Source organism: Pseudomonas sp. Ant30-3, from assembly GCF_000690905.1.
GTDB lineage: Bacteria > Pseudomonadota > Gammaproteobacteria > Pseudomonadales > Pseudomonadaceae > Aquipseudomonas.
In genome coordinates this window covers 1-18588 of the sequence record NZ_JMCL01000058.1, presented here as the reverse complement: position 1 = coordinate 18588, position 18588 = coordinate 1, and the positions used below count along the sequence as shown (strand labels likewise).

The window sequence follows — 18588 nt, the reverse complement described above, 5'->3', positions numbered from 1 at the left end:
TGTGGCGAGGGGATTTATCCCCGTTCGGCTGCGAAGCAGTCGCAAAACCGGCGAGCGCGGTGTAGTTGATACTCCGTGGGTCCAGGTTTTGGGGCCGCTACGCGAGCCAACGGGGATAAATCCCCTCACCACAGGGCTCGCTCCCACATTTGTTTTGTGGCGTGACTGAAAAATAACAATCCACAGGAGCGTGGAACATGCGTTGGGCGACCTATTTCGCCGTGTTGGCAGCTGTCTTGAGCGTGGGCCTGGCATTGGGCGTCAGCATGCCGCTGGTGTCGTTTCGTCTGGAAGGCTGGGGCTACGGCTCATTCGCTATCGGCGTGATGGCAGCCATGCCGGCGATTGGTGTGCTGGTCGGCGCGAAGATCTCCAGTCATCTGGCTGCGAAATTCGGCACTGCCAACCTGATGCGTCTGTGTTTGTGGGCCGGCGCGTTGTCTATCGGGTTGCTCGCGTTGCTGCCCAGTTATCCGGTATGGCTGCTGCTGCGCCTGATGATCGGGGTGATCCTGACGCTCGTGTTCATTCTCGGCGAAAGCTGGATCAACCAACTGGTGGTCGAGCAATGGCGCGGCCGACTGGTGGCGTTGTATGGCAGCAGTTATGCGCTGAGTCAGTTGGCCGGGCCTCTGCTGTTGGGCGTGGTGGGTACCGACCACGATTACGGATTCTGGGTGGGCGTCGTGTTGTTGCTGACAGCGCCACTGCTGTTGCTGGGTCGCAGCGGTGCGCCGAGCAGTGAAGCCTGCAGCGTGACGTTCAGCGATCTGTCGGGATTCTGCCGGGGCCTGCCGGCGATTGCATGGGCGGTGTCGTTGTTTGCCGCGTTCGAGGCGATGATCCTGACTCTGCTGCCGGTGTACTGCCTGCGCCAGGGCTTTAGCACCGACATCGCCTTGGCGATGGTCAGCACGGTGGTGGTCGGCGATGCCTTGCTGCAATTACCGATAGGGGCGCTGGCGGATCGACTTTCGCGGCGCACGCTGTTCACCGGTTGCGCGGTGATCCTGCTGGTGTCGAGCCTGGCCATCCCGTTGCTGATCGACACGCTGATGATCTGGCCGCTGTGGGTGTTGTTCGGCGCGAGTGCCGGTGGACTGTTCACCCTGTCGCTGATTCTGATCGGCGAACGCTATCGCGATGACGCCCTGGTGCGCGCCAATGCGCACATTGCGCAGTTGTGGGGGATCGGTTGTCTGATCGGTCCGCTGGCCGCCGGTGCCGGCAGCCAGTGGATCAGCGGGCATGCGCTGCCGTTGTTGATGGCGGCCGGCGCGTTGGGGCTGGTCATTCTGCTCACGCGTCAGGGCGCGTTTGGTGCCGTACAACCGGCATAACCTTGTAGCAACTGGCGAAGCCTGCGTTTTGTAGCGCAGCCAGACGCAGGCTTCGCCAGCTGCTACAAAGGGGCGCGTTCGGGCGTTACAGCATCCGCTCCAGCCCGACCGCCGTGCTGAACCAGGCATTGAACCGGCGCCACATGCTTCCCGGCTCCCTGGTCAATGTGTGCATTTTGCCGTCGTCTTCAGTTACCCACACAACCTTGTCGTTCTCCAGTTTGACGTGATAACTCAGCGCCGGCGCCATACCTTCCATCGCGGCTCTGTGCACATGTGCGGCCAGTTCCGGGCTGTCCACCAGGACGCCGACTTCGGTGTTCCACAGCACTGAGCGCGGATCGAAGTTGAACGAGCCGATGAAGGATTTCTGCTGGTCGAAAATGATCGCTTTGCTGTGCAGGCTGGAATCGGAGCCCTTGAAGGATTTACCGTAGAAGATCGGTCCGCTGCCGCCGCCTTCACCTGGCTGACGACGCAGCTCGTACAGTTTCACACCATGTTCCAGCAATGCCTTGCGATAGGGGGCGTAACCTCCGTGCACGGCCGGAACGTCGGTGGCCTCCAGCGAATTGGTCAACAGGCTTACCGCAACCCCGGCATCAGCGCGGCCGGTGAGGTACACCAGCCCTGGCTCGCCGGGCACGAAGTAGGCCGAGATCAGAACCAGATCCTTGCTGACGCCTTTCAGCTCCGGCGCCAGTTGAGTGGTGAGCAGCAGGTGCGGGTCGGGTTCACCCTTCGACAAGACCTTGCTCGGTGCATCCCACAATGCCTGGTTCCAGGCCCAGATCAGCTCGCGGCGCCAGATGTCCATGCGCGGATTGGTGGTGAAGGTCATCAACTGCTGATACAACGCGTGATTCTGTTTGCGCGTTTCTTCCAGCGATTCTTCCAGGCGCGCCCGGCTGTTCTGCAGATCCTTTTGGGTCGGCTTGCTCGACAGGAATTCATCAATCGGTTTACTCAGCGCGCTGTTCCAGTACTGATCAAAACTGTGTCCGAGTTGCTCGGCGACCGGGCCGATGCCGAGCATGTCGATGTCGGTGAAATTCAGATTGGGCTCGGCATCAAAATATTCGTCGCCCAGGTTACGCCCGCCAACGATGGCCGCGCTGTTGTCCGCCAGCCAGAGTTTGTTGTGCATGCGCCGGTGTTGCAGCGACAGGTCGAACAGCCGGCCCATTGCTCGTGTGACACCGGTGGCGCGACCGAGATGCAGCGGGTTGAACAGGCGAATCTGGATCTGCGGATGCGCCGCCAGCGTGCCGATGATCCAGTCCAGGCCATCGCTGGTGGTGTCGTCGAGGAGGATGCGCACGCGCACGCCACGGTCCGCGGCCTTGAGCAGCTCCTCCACCAGCATTCGCGTGCTGATGCCGTCGTGCACGATGTAGTACTGCAAGTCGAGGCTGCTTTGCGCGTTGCGAATCAGCTCGGCGCGGGCAGTGAAGGCTTCACTGCTGTTGGACAGCAGGCGGAATCCCGATTTGCCCTCGTGCGGCGCGGCCTGAGCCTGAATCGAGCGCCCGAATGCAGAATCGCTGGCAGGCAGGGCCTGACTGGGTTCACGTTGAACGTCGAAACTGGCGCAACCGCCAAGGACCGATGCGAGAAGGAGGAGAGCAAGCAGGGGCTGTCTGAATCTCACGTAGGATCGTTCCGATTGGCGGCAGGTGTCGACATAGGACGCTGATTTCCCGATAAAGGTCAGTGCGTGAAGCTGTCAGTTTCCGCGAGCAATCTGATAGCTGCTGCGCCAACCTTGCGTACTGCTTCTTCGATCTGTGGCGTTGGTTTGGCAGCGTAGTTCATCCGCAGGCAATTGCGGTATTTGCCCGAGGCAGAAAAGATGCTGCCGACGGCGATCTGCACCCCTTGGTCATGCAGGGCGCGGTTAAGTTTCAGGGTGTCGAAACCCTCCGGCATTTCCACCCACAGCATGAAACTTCCTTGTGGGCGACTGGCTCGGGTGCCGATCGGGAAATAACGAGTCACCCAGTCGATCATCACGTCGCGACTGCGCTGGTACTGCGTGCGCATCCGCCGCAGATGCGGCTCGAAATGCCCGCCCTTGAGGAATTCGGCGATCGCGATCTGTGGTTGTGGCGCTGTGGAGCCGGTGCTGATGTATTTCATATGCAGCACCCGCTCCAAGTATCGGCCCGGCGCGACCCAGCCGATTCGCAGACCCGGCGCCAACGTTTTGGAAAACGAGCTGCACAGCAGGACGCGGCCGTCTTCGTCGAAGGATTTGATCGTGCGCGGGCGTGGATAGGTGTAGGACAGTTCGCCATACACATCGTCCTCGATGATCGCCACGTCGAACCGCTGCGCAAGTGTCAACAACGCGCGTTTGCGCGACTCCGGCATGATGTAGCCTAACGGGTTGTTGCAGTTGGGCGTCAACTGTATGACTTTGATCGGCCACTGTTCGAGGGCCAGTTCCAGCGCATCCAGGCTGATGCCGGTGAGCGGGTCGGTGGGGATTTCCAGGGCCTTCATGTTCAGGCCTTTGAGCGTTTGCATTGCGCCATGAAAGCTCGGTGAATCGACGGCGACGATGTCGCCCGGCTCGCAAATCGCGCGCACGCTGGTTGATAACGCTTCGTGGCAGCCGGTGGTGATCACCAGGTCGTTTGACGTCAATTGGCAACCGGAATCGAGCATCAGCCGGGCAATCTGTTCGCGCAGTTCGAGGGTGCCGTGAATATTGTCGTAATACAGACCAGGCATGTCCTGTCGGCGACTGATGCGCGCCAGGCTTCGCAACAGTGGCTTCATGGTTGGCGTCGTGATGTCCGGCATGCCGCGTCCCAGCTGCACCACGTCTTTACGCGGCACCGCGCGGATCAGCTCCAGCACCTGGTCCCACTGGGAAATGTCCACGGGCCGTTGCGCCGGGCGGCCGATCGCGGGCAGCTCGGGCAAGTCCCGGCTGACCGGGACGAAGTAACCGGACTTCGGTTTCGGCATCGCCAGTCCGCTGTCTTCCAGCACGCGATAGGCTTGCTGCACCGTGCTCAGGCTGACGCCGTGTTCCACGCTCAACGCCCGCACCGAGGGCAACCGGTCGCCCGGGCGGTAGAAGCCTTGTTCGATCCGGGTGCCGAGCAATTCGGCAAGGTTGACGTAGAGGGTCATGGTGCAGCCTCGGTTGGTTGAGTGGCAAAACCAATACAGATGAGCTGAATAATCTCGATTCAGAGGCTTAATCGGCGAATCTGTATGGAATTAATACATTCTGTTTGAATCTGTAATGCTTTTCGCCGTGAACGCATCATGAAAGCTCTGGCTACCCATGTAAACAGGAGCAATCAAAATGAACGGCTTGAGCGATGTGCGGCTGACATTACACAGTCAGGAACTGGCGACAGGGCAGAAAAACGCCGCGTGCGAGGCAATCATGCGCAACGCGCCGGCGGGTCTGGGTCGCTGGGGCCTGTTCTGGCATCGTCTGCACACACGCAAGGCGTTGCTGGACCTGACGGCGGAGCAGTTGAATGATGTCGGATTGAGCCCGCAACAAGCGCGGGAGGAGGGGTTGAAGCCTTTCTGGCGGATCTGATGAGCGCTGTGTCGTTTAGCGAATCGCGAGCAGGCTCGCTCCCACAGGCATTGGGTCGAACACAATGTTTGTGAATTACAGCAACCCTTGTGGGAGCGAGCCTGCTCCGCGAATACGTATGACCAGGCGCTGAGATCTGTCAGACCAATTCCTTCATCCGATGCCACAACATTCCCAACGCCAATAGCGGAGAGCGCAAATGCTTGCCGCCCGGGAAGGTCATGTGCGGCACCTTTGCAAACAGATCAAAGCCGCCACTGTGCTGCCCGCTTATGGCTTCGGCCAACAGTTTGCCGGCCAGATGCGTGGCATTCACGCCGTGGCCGGAATAAGCCTGCGCGTAATACACATTCGGCTGGTCCTTGAGCCGGCCGATCTGCGGGAGGCGGTTGGCACCGATCCCGATCATCCCGCCCCACTGATAATCAATCTTCACGTCGGCGAGTTGCGGGAAGACTTCCAGCATCTTCGGTCGCATGTACGCGGCGATGCCTTTCGGATCACGCCCTGAGTAATGACAGGCACCGCCGAACAGCAAGCGCCGGTCCGCCGAAAGCCGGTAATAGTCCAGCGCTACTCGTTGATCGCAGACCGCCATGTTCTGCGGCAGCAATGAGTGAGCCTGTTCTTCACTCAAAGGCTCGGTGGCGATGATGTAGCTGCCGGCGGGTAATACTTTGCCGCTGAGTTCCGGGTTGAGCTGGTTGAGGTAGGCATTACAGCCCAGCACCAGCGTTTTGGCGCGAACCGAGCCGCGAGCGGTGTGCACCCTGACCTGCGGGCCGTAGTCGATGCGGGTCACGGCGGATCCCTCGAACAGCTTTGCACCGAGTTGCTGCGCGGCAGCGGCTTCGCCCAAGGCCAGGTTCAGCGGATGCAAATGCCCCGAGCCCATATCGATCAGGCCGCCAACGTAGCGGTCGGAGCCCACCACTGTGCGCACCTCATGCGCTTGCAGCAATCGGGTTTCGTACCGGTAACCGAGGTCGCGCAATTCATCGGCGTCTTCGGCAAAACCCTCCAGATCGCGAGGCTTGTTGGCGAGATCGCAGTAACCCCACGTCAGGTCGCAGGCGATCTGGAAACGCTCGACCCGTTGCCGGACGATTTCCACCGCTTCCAGCCCCATGAATTTCATCTGACGCACGCCGTCCGCACCGATCACGTTGGCGAACTGATCAAGACCATGGCCGACCCCGCGAATCAACTGCCCGCCGTTACGCCCGCTGGCGCCCCAGCCGATCTTGTGCGCCTCAAGCAGCACCACGCTGAGCCCGCGCTCACTCAGTTCCAGTGCAGTGTTCAGCCCCGAGAAACCGCCGCCGATCACGCAGACATCGGCCACCACTTCGCCTTCGAGCATTGGCAGATCGGGTTGCGGCATGCTGCTGGCAGCGTAGTAAGAAGCGATGTGCTGGGCACGGGCGTTCATGCACGTCATCCTGATTGGGCAGTCTGAAAAATTGACGGAGGATAAGCCGGACCATCCGGCACGGGCAACATCGGTCGGTTGTGGCTGTCTGGATCGGACTTTTTGCTGCAGAATTGCGCTCTATTTCGCTTTTGGTCACCGCTTCGATGAGCTGCAACCGTCAGAAAATCCACACGCTGCGGCAGCAGATTCCCTCGTTCGAGTGCGTGCCCGGCTGCCATGACTGTTGTGGGCCGGTGACCACCTCGCCCGAAGAGATGTCGCGCCTGCCGCGCAAGACCCGCGCCGAGCAGGATGCGGCAATGGATGAGCTCAACTGTGTGCATCTGGGGCCGAATGGCTGCACGGTGTATGACGAGCGCCCGCTGATCTGTCGACTGTTCGGCACCACTAAAACCTTGCCATGCCCCAATGGCCGCGGGCCGGTGGAGCTTATTCATCCGCGGGTGGAGAAGCAGATTCATGAGTACATGGCGGCGACTCGCCAGGTCCTCGTTTGATTCTTCAGTTAGACCGGGTCGGCTGCCTTCGCGAGCAAGCCCGTTCCCACATTGAAACGCATTCCAACTGTGGGAGCGGGCTTGCTCGCGAATAGGCCCTCAAAATCGACAACTGTCTCAATCCGGAATCGGCAAACTCAAGCTCTCTTTCACCTCTTCCATCACGATATAGCTCTTGGACTCGCGCACATGGGGCAGCTTGAGCAAAATGTCGCCCAGCAATTTGCGGTACGAAGCCATCTCGGAAATACGCGCTTTCACCAGATAATCGAAATCCCCTGACACCAGGTGGCATTCCAGTACATGCGGCAGTTTCAGCACCGCGCGTCGGAACTCTTCGAAAGTATCGCCGGATTTGTAGTCGAGGCTGATCTCGACGAACACCAGCAGACTACCCTTGAGGTGCTGCGGGTTCAGCCGGGCGTTATAGCCCATGATGATCCCTTCACGCTCGAGGCGGCGTACCCGCTCGGTGCAAGGCGTGGTCGAGAGACCGACCTTTTCTCCCAGCTCGGTGAAGGAAATGCGTCCGTCCGCTTGCAGGATGCGCAGGATATTGCGGTCGATCTTGTCCAGCTCACGTTTGGTCTGAGTGTTGGTCCGCATAGGGGATGCGCCTCCGTGAAAAGCGTTTTTGCCGAGAATTGTCGCCAAATATAGGTGCTTATATAGTGAAAAGCACTGGCTAATCTTTTTTACACTGCCCACATCTACGGTCTGAACAACAAACGTCAGCGGCGAGCCGCGATGAGGGATACAAAATGCGCGTTATGGTCTTGGGTAGCGGCGTTATCGGCACCACCAGTGCTTATTATCTGGCGCGTGCCGGGTTTGAAGTCGTGGTAGTGGACCGGCAGCCCGCCGCCGGCATGGAGACCAGTTTCGCCAACGCCGGGCAGGTGTCGCCGGGGTATGCCTCACCGTGGGCCGCGCCGGGCGTGCCGTTCAAGGCCATCAAGTGGCTGCTGCAGCGTCATGCACCGCTGGCGATCAAGGCCACGGCCGACATTGACCAGTACCTGTGGATGGCGCAGATGCTGCGCAACTGTACTGCCAGCCGTTATGCGGTAAACAAGGAGCGCATGGTCCGCCTGTCCGAGTACAGCCGCGACTGCCTCGACGAACTGCGTGCTGAAACCGGCATTGCCTACGAAGGCCGCAGTCTCGGCACTACGCAACTGTTCCGCACCCAGGCGCAGCTCGATGGCGCCGCGAAAGACATCGCCGTATTGAAAGAGTCCGGTGTGCCCTTCGAACTGCTCGACCGCGCCGGTATTGCCCGCGTTGAACCGGCGCTGGCCAGCGTTACCGATATCCTCGCAGGAGCTTTGCGTCTGCCGAACGATCAGACCGGCGACTGCCAGATGTTCACCACGCGCCTGGCCGAAATGGCCGTCAAACTCGGCGTGCAGTTCCGATATGGCCAGGACATTCAGCGCCTCGACTTCGCTGGTGATCGCATCAACGGCGTCTGGATCGACGGCAAACTGGAAACCGCCGACCGCTACGTGCTGGCGCTCGGCAGCTACTCGCCGCAGTTGCTCAGGCCGCTGGGCATCAAGGCGCCGGTGTATCCGCTCAAGGGTTACTCGCTAACCGTGCCGATCACCAACCCGGCGATGGCGCCGACCTCGACCATTCTCGACGAAACCTACAAGGTCGCGATCACCCGTTTCGACAACCGTATCCGCGTCGGCGGCATGGCCGAGATAGCCGGGTTTGACCTGTCGCTGAACCCGCGTCGACGTGAAACCCTGGAGATGATCGTCAACGATCTCTATCCTCAGGGCGGCGATCTGGCTCAGGCGAGTTTCTGGACCGGTCTGCGGCCGACTACGCCAGACGGCACGCCCATCGTTGGCGCGACGCCATTCAGCAACCTGTTCCTGAACACCGGTCATGGCACGCTCGGCTGGACCATGGCTTGCGGTTCCGGCCGTTTGCTGGCCGATCTGATGGCGAAAAAATCGCCGCAGATCAGCGCAGAAGGTCTCGATATTTCCCGTTACGGCAGCAAAATTCAGGAGTCCGCAAAACATGTCAATCCAGCGCCAGCTCACCAATGAGCGCATGAGCCAGATCGTTATCCACAGCGGCACCGTGTACCTGGCCGGGCAAGTCGGCGATGACATGAGCGCCGGGATTGAACAGCAGACCCGTGAAACCCTTGCCAATATCGAGCGTTTGCTCGACCTGGCCGGTACCGACAAGAGCCGTTTGTTGTCGGTGACGATCTACCTGAAAGACATCGACGCGCACTTCGCCGGCATGAACGTGGTCTGGGACAAATGGCTGCCTAAAGGCGTAGCCCCGGCTCGTGCAACGGTCGAGTCGAAGCTATGCGAACCGGAAATCCTGGTCGAGCTGTCGGTTGTAGCCGCTCTGCCATAAAACCTGTCGCAAAGATCCCTCTCCCGGCGCTGTTGGTGGTTGATGCCGTCAGCCAGCGCCGGTTTTTTATTTCATCGACCGTCTAGAAGCCTGCCGCCATGCGTCCAGCCCGTGCCCTGATCGACCTCCAAGCCCTGCGTCACAACTACCGAATCGCCCGTGAAATCACCGGGGCCAAAGCGCTCGCGGTGATCAAGGCAGACGCTTACGGCCATGGTGCGTTGCGTTGCGCCCAAGCGCTGGAGCCCGATGCAGATGGTTTCGCTGTCGCCTGTATCGAAGAGGCCCTTGAACTGCGCGCTGCCGGTATTCGCGCACCGGTGCTGTTGCTTGAAGGGTTCTTCGAAGCCGATGAGCTGGCGCTGATCGTCGAGCATGATTTGTGGTGCGTTGTGCATTCGCTGTGGCAACTCGAAGCCATCGAGAAGTCGGCGCTGAGGGCGCCGATCACCGTCTGGCTCAAGCTCGATTCGGGCATGCATCGCGTGGGTCTGCACCCCAAGGACTATCAGGCCGCCTATCAACGGCTGCTGACCAGCGGCAAGGCTGCGAAGGTTGTGCTGATGAGCCACTTTGCCCGCGCCGATGAGCTGCACTGCCAGTCGAGTGCCGAGCAAGTCGCCGTGTTTGAAGCAGCACGTCAGGGTTTGACGGCCGAGGTCAGTTTGCGCAACTCGCCCGCCGTGCTCGGTTGGCCGCAGATTCACAGCGATTGGGTGCGCCCCGGCATCATGCTTTACGGTGCCACGCCGTTTGAAGAGACCAACGATGTGGCCTCCCGGCTGCAGCCGGTGATGACGCTGGAATCGAAAGTGATTTGCGTCCGTGAACTGCCGGCCGGAGAGCCGATTGGTTACGGCGCCAAGTTCATCACGCCCAAGCCAATGCGCGTAGGTGTAGTGGCGATGGGGTATGCCGATGGCTACCCGCGTCAGGCGCCGACCGGTACGCCGGTGCTGGTCGCCGGCCAGCGCAGCCAACTGATCGGTCGCGTGTCGATGGACATGCTCTGTATCGATTTAACCGATGTGCCGCAAGCGGGTCTGGGTTCGACCGTCGAGTTGTGGGGCAAAAACATCCTCGCCAGTGACGTAGCCGCTGCGGCCGACACTATTCCTTATCAGATTTTCTGTAACCTGCGCCGGGTGCCAATGCTCTATTCCGAGGGCTGACGGCAGGCCGCGCCGACTGACAGTCGCCTCACTGAACAGGATTCAGGCCCAAGTGTTGTAAATACTGAACGCTGTCGCCATGATAACGCTCAATATTCCAACAACCTGAATCCCTGGAGGCGCAAGCATTGGACGTCGGTGAACGACTGCAATCCATCCGTAAGCTCAAAGGCCTTTCGCAGCGTGAACTCGCCAAACGTGCGGGCGTCACCAACAGCACTATTTCGATGATCGAGAAAAACAGCGTCAGCCCCTCGATCAGCTCGCTGCGCAAAGTGTTAGGCGGGATTCCCATGTCCATGGTCGAGTTCTTTTCCGAAGAAATCCTGCAGGAAACGCCAACTCAGATCGTCTATAAAGCCAACGAGCTGATCGACATTTCCGACGGTGCCGTGACCATGAAACTGGTCGGCCGGGCGCACCCGAGCCGGGCCATCGCGTTCCTCAATGAAATCTACCCGCCAGGCGCCGACACCGGTGACGAGATGCTCACCCATGAGGGCGAGGAAACCGGAATTCTGGTGGAGGGTCGTCTTGAACTGGTGGTCGGGCTGGAAACTTTTGTGCTCGAAGCGGGCGACAGCTACTACTTTGAAAGCAGCAAGCCGCACCGTTTCCGCAATCCGTTCGATGTGCCAGCGCGGCTAATCAGCGCAGCCACACCGGCGAATTTCTGACAGAAGAGGCGTCCTGCAGCATCATCAAGGCGCCCGAACCGATTTACCGCCGGGCAACAAGACCCCTTCGACTTTGGGGTTGTTTCAGTGCGGCGGGCTTACCGCTATACTTGCGCCCGCCTGCGAACCGTGGCCGTAGGCGTGACTAGCCACCATTGAGGGTGAACGCGTGAACCTAATTATGAAAATGCTGGCTGCACCAGCAACCGTACTGGCCCTTTGGGCTGTCAGCGCTCAAGCTGCGACTAATGACGATATTGCCAAACGCCTTGCGCCCGTCGGCCAGGTTTGCGTGACGGGTCAAGAGTGCAAAGGCATGGAAGTCGTTGCGTCGGTAGGCGGCGGTGATGCCAAAACTCCTGATTCCGTGATTGCAAAACACTGCAACGCTTGCCACGGCACCGGCCTGTTGGGCGCGCCGAAAGTGGGTGATGCCGCCGCCTGGGGCGAGCGCTCCAAAAAGGAAGGTGGTATTGACGGTCTGCTCGCCAAAGCGATCTCCGGTATCAATGCCATGCCGCCAAAAGGTACCTGTGCCGATTGCACCGACGCCGATCTGAAAGCGGCCATCGAGAAAATGTCCGGCTTGAAATAAGCCTTCATGCTCAACAAAGGCCGCTCTCGAGCGGCTTTTTTGCGCCAGCTGTATCGACACGCCGCTCCTGCAATGTTTTTGTGCAATTGAGTGCCCGAGACTGTTCAATGCAGCAAAGACGCGGCAAGCTCGGTCCAACCCCAATTCACGGAATGCAAGGGAGGATCAGATGGTGCAGCTGTGTTCTATCGAACAGGCGGTCGATGATGTGCTGGAGCGGCTGCCGGCGCATATCCACATGGGCCTGCCTCTCGGGTTGGGCAAACCCAATCACTTCGTCAACGCGCTTTATCGTCGCATTGCGCAACTGCCCGAGCGGCAGCTGACGATCTACACAGCGCTGTGCCTCGGACGTCCTTCTTTAGGCGACGGTCTGCAGAAGCGCTTCATCGAGCCGTTTATCGAACGTGTCTATGGCGACTACCCGGAGCTGGAGTTTCTTTCCGGACTGCACAAAGACAACTTGCCGCCGAACATTCAGGTTCAGCAGTTTTTCATGTTGCCTGGCAGCCTGCTCAACAGCGCATCCGCTCAACAGGATTACGTAAGCAGCAATTACAGCCACGCCGCCCGAGACATCAACGCGGCAGGGTTGAACCTTGTAGCGCAATTGGTCGCCAGCCACAGCGAACACCCTGATCGCTTCAGCCTGAGTTGCAACCCGGACATCACCCTTGATCTGTTGCCGATGATCGAAAAACGTCGGGCGGCAGGGGAGACGATTCTGGTGGTCGGCCAAGTCCATAACGACTTGCCCTACATGCCGGGCGACGCCGAAATCGGCATCGACGGCTTCGACCTGCTGATCGATGAAAAGGACAGCAGCACGCTGTTTTCCACGCCGAACATGCCGGTGGGATTTCAGGATCATTTCATCGGGCTGCACGCCAGCACGCTGGTGCGCGACGGTGGCACGCTGCAGATCGGCATTGGCTCCATGGGCGACGCGCTGACCGCAGCATTGCTCGCGCGGCAGGCCGATAACGCCGGCTATAAAGCGTTGCTGGCGGACATCAATCTCAGCCAGTGGGCGCAATTGATCGATCGCGAAGGTGGCGTCGAACCGTTCGCCAAAGGCCTTTATGGCTGCAGTGAAATGTTCGTCAACGGCTTGCTGGTGCTGGCCGATGCCGGGATCATCCGGCGCAAGGTCTACCCGGACGTGCCGACCCAGCAACAGGCGAACGCCGGTACCCTCGACGAGGCCGCGCAAACCGATGGCATCTCGGTGCACGGTGGGTTCTTCCTCGGGCCGCGGACTTTCTATGAACGCCTGCGCGAATTGCCACAAAGCAAACGGCTCGAATTCAACATGACCCGCATCAGCTACATCAATGAGCTTTACGGGCAGGAAGAACTCAAGCGTCTGCAGCGTCTGGATGCGCGGTTCATCAACACAGTGTTCACCATGACACTGCTGGGCGCCGGGGTCGCCGATCAGTTGGAAGACGGGCGGGTGCTCAGCGGTGTCGGCGGGCAATACAACTTCGTCGCCCAAGGCCACGCGCTGGAAGGTGCACGCTCGATCCTGCTGTTGCGCAGCTGGCGCGAGGCGGGCGGCGAGGTCAGCTCCAATATCGTTTGGGAGTACGGCCATTGCACGATCCCGCGGCACTTGCGCGACATCGTGGTCACCGAATACGGCATCGCCGATCTGCGCGGCAAAACCGATGCAGCCGTGATCGAAGCGTTGCTGAACATCAGCGATTCACGGTTCCAGTCGGGTTTGATCGAGCAGGCGCAAGCTGTCGGCAAATTGCCGAAAAACTTCCGCCTCGATCCGCGCTTCGCGGATAACCATCCGGAGCGGTTGCAGAGCATTCAGGCGCAACATCCGAACCTGTTTCCTGAGTACCCGCTGGGTTGTGATTTCACAGTGGAAGAGCGGGATCTGCTGCGCGCGCTGAACTGGCTGAAGAGCAAATTCAAGCTCACGGAGATTCTGGAATTGGGCAAAGCGGCACTGGATGCACCGGAGCCCTCGGAGTTTCCTGCGCACCTTGAGCGGATGCAGCTCACCCATCCTGATGGACTGAAGGAGGACCTGTTTCAGCGATTGTTGCTGACCGGCCTCAAAGCCACCGCGCAATAATTGGCCACCCAAAAGCAAATGTAGGAGTGAGCCTGCTCGCGATTGCGGTGTATCAGTCGACATCTTCGGTGACTAATACACCGCAATCGCGAGCAGGCTCACTCCTACAAGGGTTATGCGGTGTGGCTTTATTCGATGAAGGTCACGACACCGCCCGCCAGCGACTGAACGCGAGCCAGCGACTCAACACGATAACCCTGCGAATCCAGCTCGGCACGACCACCCTGGAACGATTTTTCGATCACGATCCCCAGCCCGGCGACAGTCGCGCCAGCCTGCTTAATGATCGAGATCAGCGCCTGTGATGCCTTACCGTTGGCCAGAAAGTCATCGATGATCAGCACGCGGTCGCTGCTGGTCAGGTGGCGCGGGGAGATCGCCACGGTGCTCTCGGTCTGCTTGGTGAACGAATAAACGGTCGCCGACAGCAGGTTTTCGGTCAGTGTCAGGGACTGATGCTTGCGCGCGAAAATCACCGGTACGCCGAGGTTCAGGCCGGTCATGATCGCCGGCGCGATGCCCGAGGCTTCGATGGTGACGATCTTGGTAATGCCCGAATCCTTGAACAGCGTGGCGAATTCGTCGCCAATCAGCTTCATCAGGGCCGGGTCGATCTGGTGGTTCAGAAAGGCGTCGACCTTCAGGACCTGATCGGAAAGCACGATGCCTTCTTCGCGAATTTTCTTGTGCAGTGCTTCCATGAAGCGTTCCTCTAATGACGCCGTGTGCGCCTGAGATCGTAAAAATGCGTGGTTAAAAAAGCGCAATTCTAGCGCTTTAACATCGCCCGTATATCGGCCAATGCGGTATTGCCGCGAACGGCTTTGACTTCAACCGGGATGTCGTCGGTGCCTTCCCACGCCAGGTCGTCCGGTGGCAACTCATCCAGGAAGCGGCTTGGCGCGCAGTCGATGATTTCGCCGTATTGCTTGCGCTTGGCAGCGAAGGTGAACGCCAGGGTTTGACGCGCGCGGGTAATTCCGACGTAGGCCAGGCGCCGTTCTTCTTCGATGGTGTCGGCTTCGATGCTGGAACGGTGTGGGAGAATTTCCTCTTCCATGCCCATGATGAACACGTAGGGAAATTCCAGACCCTTGGAGGCATGCAGCGTCATCATCTGCACGCCTTCGGCGCCGTCTTCCTCTTCCTGCTGACGTTCCAGCATGTCACGCAGGACCAGTTTGCCGATGGCGTCTTCAACCGTCATCTCGCCGTCTTCGTCTTTCTCCAGGGTGTTTTTCAACGCCTCGATCAGAAACCAGACATTGCCCATGCGGTAGTCGGCGGCCTTGTCGCTGGAGCTGTTGGTGCGCAGCCAGTTCTCGTAGTCGATGTCCATCACCATGCTGCGCAGTGCCGAGATCGGGTCTTCGCCGGCGCATTGCTCGCGGACCTTGTCCATGAAGCGCTTGAAGCGCGACAGGCGATCGGTGAAACGCGTGTCCAGATGCTCGCCCAGACCGATTTCGTCGGTGGCGGCGTACATCGAGATCTTGCGTTCGGTGGCGTAGTTGCCGAGTTTCTCCAGCGTGGTCGAACCGATCTCGCGGCGCGGAACGTTGATCACTCGCAGGAAAGCGTTGTCGTCGTCCGGGTTCACGATCAGGCGGAAGTAGGCCATCAGGTCTTTCACTTCCTGACGTCCGAAGAAGCTGTTGCCACCCGACAGGCGATACGGAATCTGGTGGTGCTGCAGCTTCAGCTCGATCAGCTTGGCCTGGTAGTTACCGCGATAAAGAATCGCGAAATCACTGTAGGGACGGTCCGTGCGCAGGTGCAGGGTCAACAGCTCAACGGCCACGCGCTCGGCTTCGGCGTCTTCGTTACGGCAGCGGATGACGCGAATTTCATCGCCGTGGCCCATTTCACTCCACAACTGCTTTTCGAATTCGTGCGGGTTGTTTGAGATCAGCACGTTGGCGCAGCGCAGAATGCGGCTGGTGGAGCGGTAGTTCTGCTCGAGCATGACAACTTTCAGTGACGGGTAATCGTCCTTGAGCAGCATCAGGTTTTCCGGGCGCGCCCCACGCCAGGCATAGATCGACTGGTCGTCGTCGCCGACCACGGTGAACTGGTTGCGTTTGCCGATCAGCAGCTTCACCAGCAGATACTGACTGGCGTTGGTGTCCTGGTATTCGTCCACCAGCAGGTAGCGGACTTTGTTCTGCCATTTTTCGAGGATGTCGGCGTGTTCCTGGAACAGCTTTACCGGCAGCAGGATCAGGTCATCGAAATCCACTGCGTTGAACGCCTTGAGCGTGCGCTGGTAGTGGGTGTAAACGATGGCAGCAGTCTGCTCCTTGGGGTTGCGCGCGTTTTCCAGAGCTTCGGGCGGCAGGATCAGATCGTTTTTCCAGGAGCCGATCATGTTCTTGATCTCGTCGACGCCGTCGTCGCCCGAGTATTCCTTCTGCATGATGTCGGTCATCAGGGCTTTGACGTCGGCTTCGTCGAAGATCGAGAAACCGGGTTTGTAGCCCAGCCGCACGTGTTCCTTGCGGATGATGTTCAGGCCCAGATTGTGGAACGTGCACACCGTCAGGCCGCGGCCTTCACCGCCCTTGAGCAGCGTGCCGACCCGTTCCTTCATCTCGCGCGCGGCCTTGTTGGTGAAGGTCATGGCGACGATGTACTGGGCGCGGATGCCGCAGTTCTGGATCAGGTGCGCGATTTTACGCGTGATCACGCTGGTCTTGCCGGAGCCCGCACCGGCGAGCACCAAAAGAGGGCCGCCGACGTAGCTCACGGCTTCTTGCTGCCGGGGATTGAGTCGGGACATACGGAATCAGGGAGTCGTTTGCGAAATGGGCCGGCATTTTAACAGGCTCAGCGAATTGTGCTGCTCTCTCCGACTTGTGACGCAACTTGCGATCTATATTTGCCGGTTTTGCTACTTTCACGCAGGATACGCACGAATTTGCGGCTAATGTTCGCGATTCGAGATACAAAGGCCTTGTTTGATCACTGATGTCGTTTGGTCGTAGGTAGGTGTAGCGGCATATTCCGCTACCCACCTCACTGCAGAGTCTAGGGAGCTAGCTTGTCTACGCCTGTCGAACCCTTGCGTTTGCTGCTACTGGCCGAAGAGCCAGCGTGGGCAGCGTTGTTGCGCGAGTGTCTGGCTCCGATGGGGAGCTCGGCCGTGCTTATCAGCGCGCCGAGCTGGGAGTCGGTCAGCACTCTGTTCGATGACAACCGCAACGCGGTGTTGTTGACGTTACCCGAACTTCAGCCGGCTCCCGGCCGCTGCAGTCTGCCGACGGTATTGCTGCTGGAACACGAGCCGCCAGCGCCGCCCGTTGGCGTCAGTGACTGGCTGGTGCGCGATCACCTGGATCCGGGCATGTTGCGCCGTTGTCTGCGCCATGTGCGTGAACGCGGATTGCTGGAACACACCCTGCAACGTCTGGCCGAGCAGGATCCCTTGACCGGCATTGCCAATCGTCAGGGTTTTCAGACCTTGCTTGCCGCGCGGCTGGCGGAAAACGACGGCCGCGGTCTGGCGCTTGGTCACCTCGACCTCGACAACTTCCGCCACGCCAACGACGCCCTCGGTCACCAGGCCGGCGACCGGTTGATTCTGCAAGTGGTTGCGCGCCTGAAAAGCCAGCTTGAGGTGGGTGATCAACTGGCGCGGCTGGGCAGTGATGAATTTGCTTTGCTGATCGACACCCGCCGTGCGCCGCAACGCGCCGAGTGGATGGCCGAAAGAATCACCGAAGCCTTGGCCGAACCCTATTGGGTCGATGGCGAAAGTCTGTTGATCGGTTCCAGTCTGGGCATCGCCCATGCGCGCGCGCAGGCTGGCGCCGACCCGCTGATGTGGCATGCGCACATCGCCATGCAGCAGGCCAAAAGCACTCAGGGCTGCACTTTTCATATCTTCAATGAACGGATCAATCGCAACGCTCGCAGCATGGCCGATCTCGAGAGCGAACTGCGCCGGGCTTTGCGTCGCGACGAACTGGAGCTGCATTACCAGCCCCGCCTGAATCTGAAGACCGGGCAGATCGTCGGCCTCGAAGCGCTGGTGCGTTGGCGGCATGCCGAGCGTGGTTTGTTGCCGCCCAGCGAATTCGTGCCGCTGGCCGAGCAGAGCGGCCTGATTGTGCCCCTCGGTTACTGGGTGATATCCCGTGCCCTGCGCGACATGCAGGCCTTGCGCGAACACGGGCTGCCGGCGTTGCACATGGCGATCAATCTATCGTTCCGGCAATTTCAGGACAGTCAGTTGCTGTCGACGTTGAGCCGGTTGATTGCCGAACGTGGTGTCGAAGCGCAGTGGCTGGAGTTTGAACTGACCGAAACAGCGGTCATGCGCCGCAGTGATCTGGTGAAACAGACGATGGACGCCCTCGGACGTCTGGGCGTGCGTTTTTCCCTGGACGATTTTGGTACCGGATTTTCATCGTTCGTGCACCTCAACAGCCTGCCGATCGCTTTGTTGAAGGTCGACAAGAGTTTTGTCGGCGGCATGGAAGGGCGTGAAGAAAATCGAAAACTGGTTCACGCGATGATCAATCTGGCGCACAACCTCAACCTGGAAGTGGTCGCAGAGGGCGTGGAAACGCCGGAGCAACTGGATCTGCTGCGTGGGTTTGGTTGCGATCAGGTGCAGGGGTTTCTGATCAGCAAGCCTTTGCCGTTGGCGGAATTGGTCGAGTATTTGAGCTTTGGCAGCAGTCAGCAGGCCACCCTGGACGGGGTGGTTTAACTACCGCTCCGATGTAGCAGTTTTTTGTGGCGAGGGAGCTTGCTCCCGCTGGGTTGCGACGCAACCCCCAGCATTCTAGGGCCGCTCCGCAGCCCAGCGGGAGCAAG

16 protein-coding genes are annotated in these 18588 nt (G+C 59.6%); 10 read left to right on the top strand and 6 right to left on the bottom strand.

Annotated features, from left to right (window positions below; translation table 11 throughout):
• Nucleotides 1-197 precede the first annotated feature (197 nt).
• Nucleotides 198-1340: an MFS transporter gene (locus tag DU29_RS0114990; protein ID WP_028622387.1), complete on the top strand. Its 1143-nt coding sequence runs from the start codon at nt 198-200 to the stop codon at nt 1338-1340.
• Nucleotides 1341-1425: 85 nt separating this feature from the next.
• Here DU29_RS0114990 and DU29_RS0114985 read toward each other — a convergent pair whose 3' ends face one another.
• Entirely contained in the window at nt 1426-2991 is a 1566-nt protein-coding gene (locus DU29_RS0114985) for a phospholipase D family protein (RefSeq protein ID WP_028622386.1), read from the bottom strand.
• Between the two features lie 59 nt (nt 2992-3050).
• Nucleotides 3051-4484 carry an aminotransferase-like domain-containing protein gene (locus tag DU29_RS0114980; protein ID WP_028622385.1) on the bottom strand — a complete coding sequence of 478 codons (1434 nt, stop codon included), beginning with the start codon at nt 4482-4484 and terminating at the stop codon, nt 3051-3053.
• A gap of 178 nt (nt 4485-4662) precedes the next feature.
• Between DU29_RS0114980 and DU29_RS0114975 the strand changes: the two genes are divergently transcribed.
• Nucleotides 4663-4908 (top strand): DUF1127 domain-containing protein, encoded by a 246-nt coding sequence (locus DU29_RS0114975; protein ID WP_028622384.1) that lies wholly within the window; start codon nt 4663-4665, stop codon nt 4906-4908.
• 139 nt (nt 4909-5047) lie between these two features.
• Here the strand turns inward: DU29_RS0114975 and DU29_RS0114970 are convergent, their stop codons facing one another.
• Nucleotides 5048-6340: an NAD(P)/FAD-dependent oxidoreductase gene (locus tag DU29_RS0114970; RefSeq protein ID WP_028622383.1), complete on the bottom strand. Its 1293-nt coding sequence runs from the start codon at nt 6338-6340 to the stop codon at nt 5048-5050.
• Nucleotides 6341-6486: 146 nt separating this feature from the next.
• On the opposite strand from DU29_RS0114970, the gene DU29_RS0114965 reads away from it, so the two are divergent.
• Entirely contained in the window at nt 6487-6840 is a 354-nt protein-coding gene (locus tag DU29_RS0114965) for a YkgJ family cysteine cluster protein (RefSeq protein ID WP_028622382.1), read from the top strand.
• 117 nt (nt 6841-6957) lie between these two features.
• On the opposite strand, the gene DU29_RS0114960 is transcribed toward DU29_RS0114965, so the two are convergent.
• Nucleotides 6958-7446 (bottom strand): Lrp/AsnC ligand binding domain-containing protein, encoded by a 489-nt coding sequence (locus DU29_RS0114960; RefSeq protein WP_003177284.1) that lies wholly within the window; start codon nt 7444-7446, stop codon nt 6958-6960.
• A gap of 155 nt (nt 7447-7601) precedes the next feature.
• Here DU29_RS0114960 and dadA point away from each other — a divergent pair, with 155 nt between their 5' ends.
• The 6 genes from dadA (at nt 7602) to DU29_RS0114930 (ending at nt 13767) form a co-directional block, all read left to right on the top strand.
• The gene (gene dadA / locus DU29_RS0114955; RefSeq protein ID WP_028622381.1) at nt 7602-8906 is read left to right on the top strand and encodes a D-amino acid dehydrogenase; all 1305 of its coding nucleotides are present in this window, start codon (nt 7602-7604) and stop codon (nt 8904-8906) included.
• A complete protein-coding gene (locus DU29_RS0114950) occupies nt 8878-9231 on the top strand; it encodes a RidA family protein (RefSeq protein ID WP_028622380.1) in 354 nt (117 codons plus the stop codon). Before dadA ends, DU29_RS0114950 begins: the two co-directional genes overlap by 29 nt.
• A 98-nt stretch (nt 9232-9329) precedes the next feature.
• On the top strand, nt 9330-10403 hold the full coding sequence (alr, locus tag DU29_RS0114945) for an alanine racemase (RefSeq protein ID WP_028622379.1): 1074 nt from the start codon (nt 9330-9332) through the stop codon (nt 10401-10403).
• Between the two features lie 128 nt (nt 10404-10531).
• Nucleotides 10532-11080: a cupin domain-containing protein gene (locus tag DU29_RS0114940; protein WP_028622378.1), complete on the top strand. Its 549-nt coding sequence runs from the start codon at nt 10532-10534 to the stop codon at nt 11078-11080.
• 181 nt (nt 11081-11261) lie between these two features.
• Entirely contained in the window at nt 11262-11675 is a 414-nt protein-coding gene (locus DU29_RS0114935) for a c-type cytochrome (protein ID WP_028622377.1), read from the top strand.
• 169 nt (nt 11676-11844) lie between these two features.
• Nucleotides 11845-13767, top strand: a complete 1923-nt coding sequence (locus DU29_RS0114930) for an acetyl-CoA hydrolase/transferase C-terminal domain-containing protein (protein WP_028622376.1) — start codon at nt 11845-11847, stop codon at nt 13765-13767.
• 128 nt (nt 13768-13895) lie between these two features.
• Here DU29_RS0114930 and DU29_RS0114925 read toward each other — a convergent pair whose 3' ends face one another.
• Nucleotides 13896-14468, bottom strand: coding sequence for a xanthine phosphoribosyltransferase (locus DU29_RS0114925; protein ID WP_028622375.1), 573 nt, complete (start codon nt 14466-14468; stop codon nt 13896-13898).
• Between the two features lie 68 nt (nt 14469-14536).
• Nucleotides 14537-16546 (bottom strand): DNA helicase Rep, encoded by a 2010-nt coding sequence (gene rep / locus DU29_RS0114920; protein ID WP_028622374.1) that lies wholly within the window; start codon nt 16544-16546, stop codon nt 14537-14539.
• 261 nt (nt 16547-16807) lie between these two features.
• Here rep and DU29_RS0114915 point away from each other — a divergent pair, with 261 nt between their 5' ends.
• Nucleotides 16808-18481 carry a putative bifunctional diguanylate cyclase/phosphodiesterase gene (locus tag DU29_RS0114915; RefSeq protein WP_028622373.1) on the top strand — a complete coding sequence of 558 codons (1674 nt, stop codon included), beginning with the start codon at nt 16808-16810 and terminating at the stop codon, nt 18479-18481.
• Nucleotides 18482-18588 lie beyond the last annotated feature (107 nt).

Bases quoted from the DNA above. Each gene is read 5' to 3' on its own strand.
- DU29_RS0114960 (WP_003177284.1), bottom strand. From the start codon at position 7,446: ATGCGGACCAACACTCAGACCAAACGTGAGCTGGACAAGATCGACCGC.
- DU29_RS0114935 (WP_028622377.1), top strand. From the start codon at position 11,262: ATGAAAATGCTGGCTGCACCAGCAACCGTACTGGCCCTTTGGGCTGTC.
- dadA (WP_028622381.1), top strand. From the start codon at position 7,602: ATGCGCGTTATGGTCTTGGGTAGCGGCGTTATCGGCACCACCAGTGCT.
- DU29_RS0114980 (WP_028622385.1), bottom strand. From the start codon at position 4,484: ATGACCCTCTACGTCAACCTTGCCGAATTGCTCGGCACCCGGATCGAA.
- DU29_RS0114925 (WP_028622375.1), bottom strand. From the start codon at position 14,468: ATGGAAGCACTGCACAAGAAAATTCGCGAAGAAGGCATCGTGCTTTCC.
- DU29_RS0114975 (WP_028622384.1), top strand. From the start codon at position 4,663: ATGAACGGCTTGAGCGATGTGCGGCTGACATTACACAGTCAGGAACTG.
- DU29_RS0114965 (WP_028622382.1), top strand. From the start codon at position 6,487: ATGAGCTGCAACCGTCAGAAAATCCACACGCTGCGGCAGCAGATTCCC.
- rep (WP_028622374.1), bottom strand. From the start codon at position 16,546: ATGTCCCGACTCAATCCCCGGCAGCAAGAAGCCGTGAGCTACGTCGGC.
- DU29_RS0114930 (WP_028622376.1), top strand. From the start codon at position 11,845: ATGGTGCAGCTGTGTTCTATCGAACAGGCGGTCGATGATGTGCTGGAG.
- DU29_RS0114990 (WP_028622387.1), top strand. From the start codon at position 198: ATGCGTTGGGCGACCTATTTCGCCGTGTTGGCAGCTGTCTTGAGCGTG.
- DU29_RS0114950 (WP_028622380.1), top strand. From the start codon at position 8,878: ATGTCAATCCAGCGCCAGCTCACCAATGAGCGCATGAGCCAGATCGTT.
- DU29_RS0114970 (WP_028622383.1), bottom strand. From the start codon at position 6,340: ATGAACGCCCGTGCCCAGCACATCGCTTCTTACTACGCTGCCAGCAGC.
- alr (WP_028622379.1), top strand. From the start codon at position 9,330: ATGCGTCCAGCCCGTGCCCTGATCGACCTCCAAGCCCTGCGTCACAAC.